The organism is Leptospira yasudae (genome assembly GCF_003545925.1).
Classification (GTDB): domain Bacteria; phylum Spirochaetota; class Leptospiria; order Leptospirales; family Leptospiraceae; genus Leptospira; species Leptospira yasudae.
In genome coordinates this window covers 1,060,770-1,070,278 of the sequence record NZ_QHCU01000001.1, presented here as the reverse complement: position 1 = coordinate 1,070,278, position 9,509 = coordinate 1,060,770, and the positions used below count along the sequence as shown (strand labels likewise).

General features: G+C 42.8%; 8 protein-coding genes. 7 read left to right on the top strand and 1 reads right to left on the bottom strand.

Going from position 1 to position 9,509, the window contains the following annotated elements; translation table 11 throughout:
- From DLM76_RS05140 to DLM76_RS05120, 5 genes are all read left to right on the top strand, one after another.
- Positions 1 to 564: methyl-accepting chemotaxis protein (locus DLM76_RS05140; protein ID WP_241548177.1), on the top strand; the 564-nt coding region annotated here is incomplete at its 5' end.
- A gap of 105 nt (positions 565 to 669) precedes the next feature.
- Positions 670 to 2,259, top strand: coding sequence for a methyl-accepting chemotaxis protein (locus DLM76_RS05135; RefSeq protein ID WP_118964513.1), 1,590 nt, complete (start codon positions 670 to 672; stop codon positions 2,257 to 2,259).
- A 215-nt stretch (positions 2,260 to 2,474) separates the two neighbouring features.
- Positions 2,475 to 3,476, top strand: coding sequence for a ketol-acid reductoisomerase (gene ilvC, locus DLM76_RS05130; RefSeq protein ID WP_010573233.1), 1,002 nt, complete (start codon positions 2,475 to 2,477; stop codon positions 3,474 to 3,476).
- A 395-nt stretch (positions 3,477 to 3,871) separates the two neighbouring features.
- Positions 3,872 to 4,771 carry a porin OmpL1 gene (locus DLM76_RS05125; RefSeq protein WP_118964512.1) on the top strand — a complete coding sequence of 300 codons (900 nt, stop codon included), beginning with the start codon at positions 3,872 to 3,874 and terminating at the stop codon, positions 4,769 to 4,771.
- A 317-nt stretch (positions 4,772 to 5,088) separates the two neighbouring features.
- Entirely contained in the window at positions 5,089 to 6,711 is a 1,623-nt protein-coding gene (locus DLM76_RS05120; RefSeq protein ID WP_118954646.1) for a caspase family protein, read from the top strand.
- 157 nt (positions 6,712 to 6,868) lie between these two features.
- On the opposite strand, the gene DLM76_RS05115 is transcribed toward DLM76_RS05120, so the two are convergent.
- Complete coding sequence (locus DLM76_RS05115) at positions 6,869 to 7,075, bottom strand: hypothetical protein (protein WP_118954647.1); 207 nt, start codon at positions 7,073 to 7,075, stop codon at positions 6,869 to 6,871.
- Positions 7,076 to 7,250: 175 nt separating this feature from the next.
- Here DLM76_RS05115 and DLM76_RS05110 point away from each other — a divergent pair, with 175 nt between their 5' ends.
- Together DLM76_RS05110 and DLM76_RS05105 are read left to right on the top strand one after the other, a co-directional pair.
- The gene (locus DLM76_RS05110) at positions 7,251 to 7,487 is read left to right on the top strand and encodes a hypothetical protein (protein ID WP_118954649.1); all 237 of its coding nucleotides are present in this window, start codon (positions 7,251 to 7,253) and stop codon (positions 7,485 to 7,487) included.
- A complete protein-coding gene (locus DLM76_RS05105) occupies positions 7,484 to 9,319 on the top strand; it encodes a MutS family DNA mismatch repair protein (protein WP_118964511.1) in 1,836 nt (611 codons plus the stop codon). The genes DLM76_RS05110 and DLM76_RS05105 overlap by 4 nt, the downstream gene beginning before the upstream one ends.
- The last annotated feature ends 190 nt before the right edge of the window (positions 9,320 to 9,509 follow it).

The window sequence follows — 9,509 nt, the reverse complement described above, 5'->3', positions numbered from 1 at the left end:
GATTCTTTCCGGAGCGTGGGAGAAGTGAATCGGATCATGTCGGAGGTTGCGGATCGAACGAATCTTCTTTCTTTGAATGCTTCGATCGAAGCTGCGCGAGCCGGGGAGGCCGGAAAGGGTTTTGCGGTAGTCGCGCAGGAAGTTTCCAAACTTGCAGAAAGCAGCGCGGGTAACGCGGATTTGATTTCTAAGATCATTCGTGATTCTTCCAATCACGTGGTTACGGGTCAAAAATCTGCGGAGACTACGGCAGGCCACGTAAAAGAACAGGATGTTTTGTTTCAGGATTTGTTCGGCAGGTTTGAAGAGTTTTCAAAAATGTTCGAAGAACAAAAAAGAATCAATGCTCAATTCTTTTCCACCTTGGACCGACTCAGAGTTTTGTCCTCCGAAATCGAAATCGCATCTTCCGAGCAAAAAATGGGTTTGAGAGGAATTGTGGAAGCGATCGCTTCGCTGCAAAATTCTATGGAATCGCTCGTTGAAAAAAGCGAGAATCTAAGCTTAATCGTGCGGGAATTGGAAACTCAATCGAATTCCTTAACGCGAATCGGGGAAGTCTGAGAATTGAATCGGCAATCCCAAAGTTTTTATAATTTGATAGTTCTGTTTCGCATAACGTATTAAAAATGATTTGAGAAACTAACTCAAAGCAAATATTTCGGGTCGATGCAAGTTATCGACAACGAAATCAAACAATCCGACCAAGAGATTATCGCTTCCGGTTCGATCTATATCAACCATATACGATTGATTTTGGTTTTTCTATTTTATTTTTCCGTCTTCGTAAATTGGAAACAAAATAGTCCGGGACAAAACGCTTCGTATCTCGTAGGTATTAGTACCATATTCGCCTACGCTCTCTACGGTTATTATAAAATCAAATTTCGGAACGGTTTTACGGAAATTCAAAGCAAGGTTCTGCTTGTTGCCGACGTTCTTATATTCTTTTCTTCTATGGCTGTTGTTGCGGTTGATAAACCCGAGCTTTCGGCGGGTGTCGTTCGCAATCAGGTTTTGACTGCGATCGGATTCGTATATATCATCTGTTCCACTCTTTTACTTTCACCGAACTTCATCGTTTTGATCGGTTTTATTTCCGCTTTGACCCAATCGATCGTAATAATGCTTTCCGGATTAAACGGACTAAACTTTGTGATTGATCCGGTTCTTTCAACTGCGATCGGAAGCGCTTCTCCTTCGGAACAGTTTTTGAAGATCTTGTTTATGTTCACTTCTTCCTTGATTTTGCAATTTCTCGTAAAACTTTTCTTAAAACTCAGGGACAATTCCAAGATCAGACAAAAGAAACTCGAAGAGTCGTATCGATTTATGAATGATAAAACGCAAAGAATGAACGAGTCCGCTCAATATCTCAAAAGTTCTTCGCAAAATCTAAAGAACTTTATGAACGATTTTTCTGCATTGGTTTCGGATCACGCGTCTTCCTTCGAGGAGATCAGCTCGACGGTTGAGGAATTTCAATCGCAAACGGAGAATTCTTCCGATACGGTTCAAAAACAGTTTAAACAAATTGCAAGTCTTTTGAATCATACGGATAATCTAAAATCGATCATCGAAAGAATTTCGCAGTTTAACGAAACCTTGGATCAGAGTATGGATAAGGTTCGTAAGTCCGGTTCGATGGTGACGGGTTTTGTGGAAGAACTTGCCAAATCGTTATCTTCTTTAGGAGATTCTTTCCGGAGCGTGGGAGAAGTGAATCGGATCATGTCGGAGGTTGCGGATCGAACGAATCTTCTTTCTTTGAATGCTTCGATCGAAGCTGCGCGAGCCGGGGAGGCCGGAAAGGGTTTTGCGGTAGTCGCGCAGGAAGTTTCCAAACTTGCAGAAAGCAGCGCGGGTAACGCGGATTTGATTTCCAAGATCATTCGTGACTCTTCCAATCACGTGGTTACGGGTCGGAAGTCCGCGGAAACGACCGCGGGGCATGTAAAGGAACAGGATATTTTATTTCAGGATCTCTTTTCCAGGTTTAACGAGTTCTTAAAATTATTCGAACAACAGAGAACGATCAATTCTCATTTTTTTTCTTCGCTGGATCATTTGCGATCCTTGTCTTCCGAAATCGAACTTGCTTCTTCCGAACAAAGCATTGGTCTTACCGGAATCGTAAACGCGATTGCGAGTCTTCAGAATTCTATGGAATCGCTGACGGAAAAAAGCGAGAATCTTGCGAATATCATTCTCGAACTGGATCTCCAGTCGAATCGGTTGACCAAGGTCGATGGGGAATAGACTTTGTTCGATGCATGATCCGGTTTGTTTTGAACCTCAATGATACATAATTTGCAAAGTAAGAATTCAGGTTTCGGTCGTTACCATCCAGGTTTCTACCGGCTTAACGATTGCAGAAAGGAATGAAATCGTCGTGAACTGAGGTTCGTTATTTCAGTTGTCATTCTACCCTTTTTCAAATGTTTAGTAAAAAGGAACACTCGAGGAAAGGGAAAATGGCAAACATCTATTACGACGCCGACTGTGATTTAAACTCGCTCAAAGGTAAGACCATTGCAGTGATCGGCTACGGAAGCCAGGGACATGCCCAGGCTCAAAACATGAAGGATTCCGGACTCAAAGTTATTATCGGTTTGAAAGAAGGATCCAAATCAGTTCAAGACGCTAAGAATGCGGGTTTCGAAGTGTACAGCGTCGCTGAAGCTTCTCAAAAAGCAGACATCATTCAAATTCTTGCACCCGATACGATTCAAGCCGATCTTTATAAAAAAGACATCGAACCGAATTTGAAAAAAGGCGACGCTCTCGTTTTTTCTCACGGGTTTAACATTCATTACGATTTTATCCAACCTCCGAAAGACGTGGACGTATATATGGTCGCTCCGAAAGGACCGGGCCATTTGGTTCGCCGAGTTTATACGGAAGGCGGCGGGGTTCCTTGCTTGATCGCGATTTATCAGGATTCAACCGGCGAAGCAAAGAAAAGAGCGCTTGCGCACGCTGCCGGAGTAGGCGGAGGACGCGCTGGAATTCTGGAAACTTCTTTCCGCGAAGAAACGGAAACCGACCTTTTCGGAGAACAAGTCGTTCTTTGCGGCGGTCTTTCCAACTTGATTATGGCGGGTTTTGAAACCCTGACCGAAGCAGGATACGATCCTGAAATCGCTTACTTCGAGTGTCTTCACGAAGTGAAACTCATCACCGATTTGATCTATGAAGGCGGATTAGCGAGAATGAGATTCTCCATTTCCGACACTGCGGAATACGGCGACTACGTTAGCGGTCCTCGCGTGATCGATGCAGGCGTTAAACAAAGAATGAAAGAAGTTCTGAACGATATTCAAAAAGATAAGGGAGCAAAATTTGCAACCAACTGGATGGCCGAAACAAAAGCGGGATATCCAAACTTTAAGAATATGAGAGAAAAGAATGCGGCTCACCCGATCGAATCGGTCGGTAAAAAACTGAGAAGCATGATGAAGTGGTTGTCTAAGTAATTTTCATTTCGCTTTTCTTGCAGAGAAAACCCGGCGGACCTAAAGTCTTCCGGGTTTTTTTATTTTCTTAAGCAGACTATGAAGGATCGAAACTTTTCAAAATATAAAAAATACTTTAGGTTTTATTAGTCCTGTGCGATTGTCCGATCAATTTATAATAAAATGAAAAAATTAGATACAAAAAAGTTTAATGTACCAAAACGATTTATTTGAAATAATTTATAATATAATTAAATTATAATGTTCTTATAAAATAAGAAAACCTGAATTTTGATTTTGTTCGAATCCGATTTGACGTTCCTTTTTACTCCGTCTACGATCTCTCAGGGCAGAAGTTGGAGTGAGTGTTTCTCACTCTAACATCTGTAAACTCAATCGAAAAATAGGAGTTAATCATGTTTCGAAAATTACTTACAGTTGTATTTGTTGTCTCTTTAACGTTGCTTTCGCTGAATTCAATCAGCGCAAAGTCGTATGTATTCGGAAGTCTCGGTCTTCAGTTCGATCTTGCTCAAATGGGTGGAACGATTACGAAAGACGGTTTAGATTCGGCGAATTATTACGACGTCGCTTCGGGTGGAACGGGTGGAAATGCGAATGCGGGAGTCGCACCCAGAAGAGCTGTAATTCCCGAAAATCGTCTGCAAACCTTGGAGAATACAACGGCGGGATTGATCAACGTGAAAGCGAATGGCGCTATGTCCGGTCTTGTTTTTTCGGCAGGTTATGAGAAGGAATTCGGGAAATTCTATTTTGCAAGAATCGCGGCAAATTATACGAGAAAATATTTTGGAGGTGACACCGAAGCGAAAGCGTTAGGATTCAAATTTTATGATATTACGTGGGATTATAACGCAATTCAAATCCCGATCAACGTAGGAATCAAGGTTTCCGTTTCCGAGGACAACGCGATCTATATAGGGGGCGGTGTCCATTACTTCAAAGGAGGTTGGAGTCTGGCTGGATCGAATCTATCCAATATTGTCCATGATATTGCGACTCCGATCAGTCCGACGATTGGAAACTTGGTGTCCGACGGAATCAACCCAACCGCAGCTTGGGAAGACGTTCGATTCAGTGTGTCCGGTGTTGCTCCAAACTGGATTGTAGGAGCTCAATCCAGACTTACCGAGAAGGGATTTATCTACTTAGAGGCGGAAACGTTTTATTCTTATAAGTTAGGTACGGGTCATACTCAATCTGCAGGGGGAATTCTCGGATTATCGCCTTCACCATCCTATCCAGTCGTTTTGGGCGGAACACAATACCGAGTCGGCTATAAACACGAACTCTAATCTTCACGATTTTTTTAAGAAGAGGTCTTTGTCGAATATGAAAAGCCCTCTTCTTATTTCTTTTGAATCGTTTTTGAATTTTTCGAAAGTTTTTTAAGAACCGTTTTCTATTACAAATAATTCGATCGATTTCCGTTTCAAGATAGGCCGTAAATTCGATTGCAAATTGTATCCGTTTTCGTTCCATTCCGGCCAAATAAATTTTGGAAAATTCTTTCCTAAATTTAGAAGCGTCGATTCTTTCCCTAAAAAAATAATGACAAAAGGATTTCTTTTGCTACCCTGATTCCATTCCAAATCATCCCAGGAGGCCAGGTTTGAAATCCAAGCTATCGGCAATCAGCGTCTGTTTGATTTTATTTTTTGCGACCGACGCTTTTGCACAAAAAAGATACGGGCTTATTTTCGGTTCCAATTATACCGGAAACAAAGCCGGAATTCCGGAACTTAATCTTTGTGAAGCGGACGCCACTTATCTAAACGACGAGATTCGGAGAGTGGGGAACTTCGACGAGGTGAAGATCGTTCTCGGTAAGGAAGTCACAAAAGATAATATAGAAAAAGAGATTAAGGCCTTAGCGAAGAAAGCCGGTGACAATGATACCGTTCTTCTTTACTTTTCCGGTCACGGCGCATTTCAAAGAGACGCATCCGCAAAGAATGGGATGAGAAACTTAATCATCTGTTACGATCGACCGCATCTTCCGGACGACGAACTCAATAAGTATTTGGAAAAAGTTAAATCTCCGAAAACGGTCTTTATCTTCGACTGTTGTTTTTCCGGCGGTATCGCTAAGAAAGGAAAGGCGACTCGAGGTTCGGCGGACGTTCCGATTCCCGAGGGAAGCGACGGAACCGTGAAACAAGACTCGGAGGATTTTTTCTTTCAAGACAAAGCGATCATCTCTTCGGCGGACGATAACCAAACCGCGATCGAAGTGGGTGGCAGCATCAATCACGGAATCTTTACGTATAACTTCGGTAAGGCGCTTAGCACGGCCGACTTGAATAAAGATAACGTGGTTACTGCGCTGGAAGCCTTCTTTAAATCCAGAGAAGAAACCGTTCAGATGGCTAAGAAGTTTCAGCACGAACAGGTGCCGCAAATTTCCGGAAACGCATCCGGGATTTTTCTTTCGGGTAAAAAAAATCCAGAACCTCCTAAGCCAGTTGATCCTCCGAAACCTCCTCCTCCTTCCGTGGAACCGGAACCCGATCCTGTAAAACCGAACCCTACCGAGCCTGTGGTAACTCCGCAAGAACCTCCGGTTGTTCCTACGAATGAAAGAGGGGATTTGGTATTAAAGACTACGATCATTCAAGATCGTGCTTACGGACTTTCCGATCTTCCTCCCGATATTCTTATCTTTGCTAAAAAGAAGAGAAAGGGGAATCGGAACGTAAAGGTTTATATCGACGATCAGGAATTCGCTTCTTCCGTTACGGCGACTTCTTCCAATTTTTGGGGTGCCGTGAAACGACAAGGACAATTGATCCCTGGAAATATCTACACGATCACTTTGAGCAAGGTGCCGGCCGGCGTTCATAAAATTACGATCAAAGCCGACGATTATCCTGAGATTCAGGAAACGTTCGCGGTTCTTCCGAATAAAAAGAACGAACTTCCGATCAACGTTTCTATGAGCGGTTTCGGCGCGATTCAAGGAAAGGTTTTTTACAAAACCTTGGATAACCCTGTGATCAATCAGCCTATCTTTATGCCGACGATTTCCAGCGTAACCGGAATTCAAAAATTGAATACGGACAGCGAAGGAAATTTCTGGTTCACAAACCTCAAGCCGGGTGATTACGAAATCAAGGCTTCTTTTGCGGAGGATTTGAATCTTAACAATTCGATGATCAACGTAAGAGAGGGGGATGTAACGAAGGTGGACGTGATTCTAAACGTTAAGATGCCTTCGACCAAAACCAAATACTAAAAGCGTATTGGGGTTTAACACGAAAAAGCCTGCTATTTTAGCAGGCTTTTTTATTTTATAGGTTCGATTCTGGAAGAATTCTTTTTCGTATGGAAGTTTTGCTTTTACGCGAGGATCCATAGAATCGAATTCGCCGTTTGTTAAGCGAAGTTAGAATTTAGTCCTTTAAGAATTGTTTCCACTCGCTGGATCTGAATCTGCGTTTGCGGATTTCTTTTAATTTTTTCATTTGATCCGCGTTCAGAAGGTTACCGGCTTTTAATCCGGATTGCGGAAGAATCGTATTGTTTACGAGGTTTGCGACGGTTTTGTCGATCGAAAGAAAGGAACTTTTTAAATCTGGATCCATTTCCGGATAAAACATTTTGCGCCTCCATGCGACTTCTGGTTTGGTTGGTGATCTTTTTATTGGAAATCCTGCCCGATCTCATCCGTGAGAAAGCAATTGACTCCCTGAACTATCTATCGATGAAATTGGAAAATCCTTGAGTATTTTTTTTCTTGTACGAATTTTCCCAAAACGGTAAAATTGCAAAAAAATGCAGATTCGGTTGATCAACAATACGGGTAAAAGGACGGGAAGATTCGTCGCGTACGAGTACGGGACGGATTTGTTCGGATACGCGTACGTGGATAAGATCAAGGGCAAGGACCGCGGGAAATTGGTTTCGCGCTGGGTGATGCCGGACCTCGGATCTTTGGTTCGTTTGCTGGATTTCGAACTTTATAAACGCGAAAACGAACACTACGAAAATATCAATTCCCTTACCGGATGACACACTCTCTTCAGATCGATCGGCTTCAACGCAGAGCTGAAATAGTAAACCGTCATCACGATCGGGTTTCCTCGCTTTTATCCAGACTTTCCTTATTTCGTCTAAGCTTCTTTTCCGCGTTTGCGGTTTGGATTTCCGTTTTCTATTATCTGCGTTCTTCCTATGTTTATTATCTGCCGTCTTTGATTCTTCTTTCGATCTTTTTCGTTTTTGTAAGGAAATACAAAAAGACTCTTTTATCCAGGGAAAGAATTCGACTTTGGAGTTTCGTATTGAACCGCGAGATCGCGAGAATCGGAATTCGAGGTTACGGTAAAAAATACGGAACGAAACTTTCTTCGGAAACGGTTTCTCCGTTGGCGAGAGACTTGGATTTGTTTCGGGAGAACGGACTTTTTCCGTGGCTCGATACAACATTCAGTCGGAACGCGGAACAGAGATTGGTTTCGCTTTTGGATCCGACCGACGATCTTTCCGATGATTTTCAAAGGGAGAATGTTCTATTACGTCAATCGATCGTAAAATCGATTTCCGAAAAAACATTCGCGATTCCTAAAGTGTTGAGGCTGGCTTCTTATCTCCGAGAGAATCAGGATGTTACATCCGCATTTACCAAGGCGGAATTGAAACTGATACGAAACGATGCCGATTCGAAACTCTGGGATCAGTATCCTTGGCTCCGGAAAATTTATAAACCGGTTACGATTCTCGTATTGGCTTTTATTCCTGCGAACGTTCTTTTAGGCGTTCCGTTTCCCGCATCGGTTCTTTTCCTCAATCTGATTTTGTTCGGGTTGTATCGCTCCCGCTCCCTCGAAATTTTCAGTCAGTATTATGCTCTTTCGGGAAGCATCGGAGGACTTCAGAAAATTCTAATTTATTTGAAGGGTTTGAACGTTCGCGACAAAAACGGAAGGACGTTTTTAAACGAAACTTCAAAGAGGGAATTAAAATCCGCGTACGAGGATTTGGATCGGATTTTGAAACGGGTCGCGTTAACCGAAGCGCCTTTGCTCCATTTGATTTTAAACAATCTATTCTTATACGATCTTTGGATCTTGCAAAGAATTTCGAAATGGCGAGAAAAACATTCGATTCTTTTGGAACATTCGATCGAGGATCTGACCGTATTCGATTCTCTATTTCCTTTTGCGAATCTGAAGTGGATGTTTCCCGATTATTGTTTTCCGGAAATTCTCCCCGAAACTTCCAAGCAAGGAATTGCAGGTAAGGAACTCTTTCATCCTTTGCTTCCTTCCGAGTCGAGAGTTTCCAATCCTTTGGAAGCGATTGAAGAAGGGAATGTCGTTTTAATCACGGGTTCGAATATGTCCGGCAAAACGACGTATCTGCGTACGATCGGCGTTGCCTCCATTCTTTCTTTGGCCGGAGGTCCGGCGCCTGCAAAAGAATTTTCACTCCCCGTGTTGAAAGTTCATACGAGCATGAGAAACGAGGACAACTTGGAAGAAGGAATCTCTTTCTTTTATGCGGAAGTAAGAAGGCTTTCCGAGATCGTTAAAAAGATCAAAGACGGCAGTAAACCGCATCTTGTTTTGCTCGATGAAATTTTAAAAGGAACCAATACGAGAGAACGTTCTCTTGCGTGCAAAGGAATCTTAAAGGAACTCAAAAAGAATCGAGTGGTCGGTTTGGTGACAAGCCACGATCTCGAACTTGCAAAGGTGGACGGCGTCGTGTTAAAACATTTTCAGGAGGAAATTTTAAACGGAACCATGCACTTCGATTATAAGATTCGAGACGGGTTGGTGGAAACGAGCAATGCGCTTCGAATTTTGATTCAAGAAGGAATGGATTTGGATTTTACCTGAGCGACTCCGTCCTCCTCGGATGTCTTTCATTATGCGTGCAAGCTAATTAAGTAACTGATGTCGTAGGTACGACAACGGTTTTTAGATAGAATCCAAGTTGACATCCGGCGATTTTCCTGTTAACGGAAATTCAGCCGATTTCTCCCACGGAGCCCGCCACCACCACCCAATTCGGGTGGGGGCCATTCGA

Coding starts and splice junctions, on each gene's coding strand:
- DLM76_RS05115 (WP_118954647.1), bottom strand. CDS start 7,075: ATGTTTTATCCGGAAATGGATCCAGATTTAAAAAGTTCCTTTCTTTCG.
- DLM76_RS05125 (WP_118964512.1), top strand. CDS start 3,872: ATGTTTCGAAAATTACTTACAGTTGTATTTGTTGTCTCTTTAACGTTG.
- DLM76_RS05105 (WP_118964511.1), top strand. CDS start 7,484: ATGACACACTCTCTTCAGATCGATCGGCTTCAACGCAGAGCTGAAATA.
- DLM76_RS05110 (WP_118954649.1), top strand. CDS start 7,251: ATGCAGATTCGGTTGATCAACAATACGGGTAAAAGGACGGGAAGATTC.
- DLM76_RS05135 (WP_118964513.1), top strand. CDS start 670: ATGCAAGTTATCGACAACGAAATCAAACAATCCGACCAAGAGATTATC.
- ilvC (WP_010573233.1), top strand. CDS start 2,475: ATGGCAAACATCTATTACGACGCCGACTGTGATTTAAACTCGCTCAAA.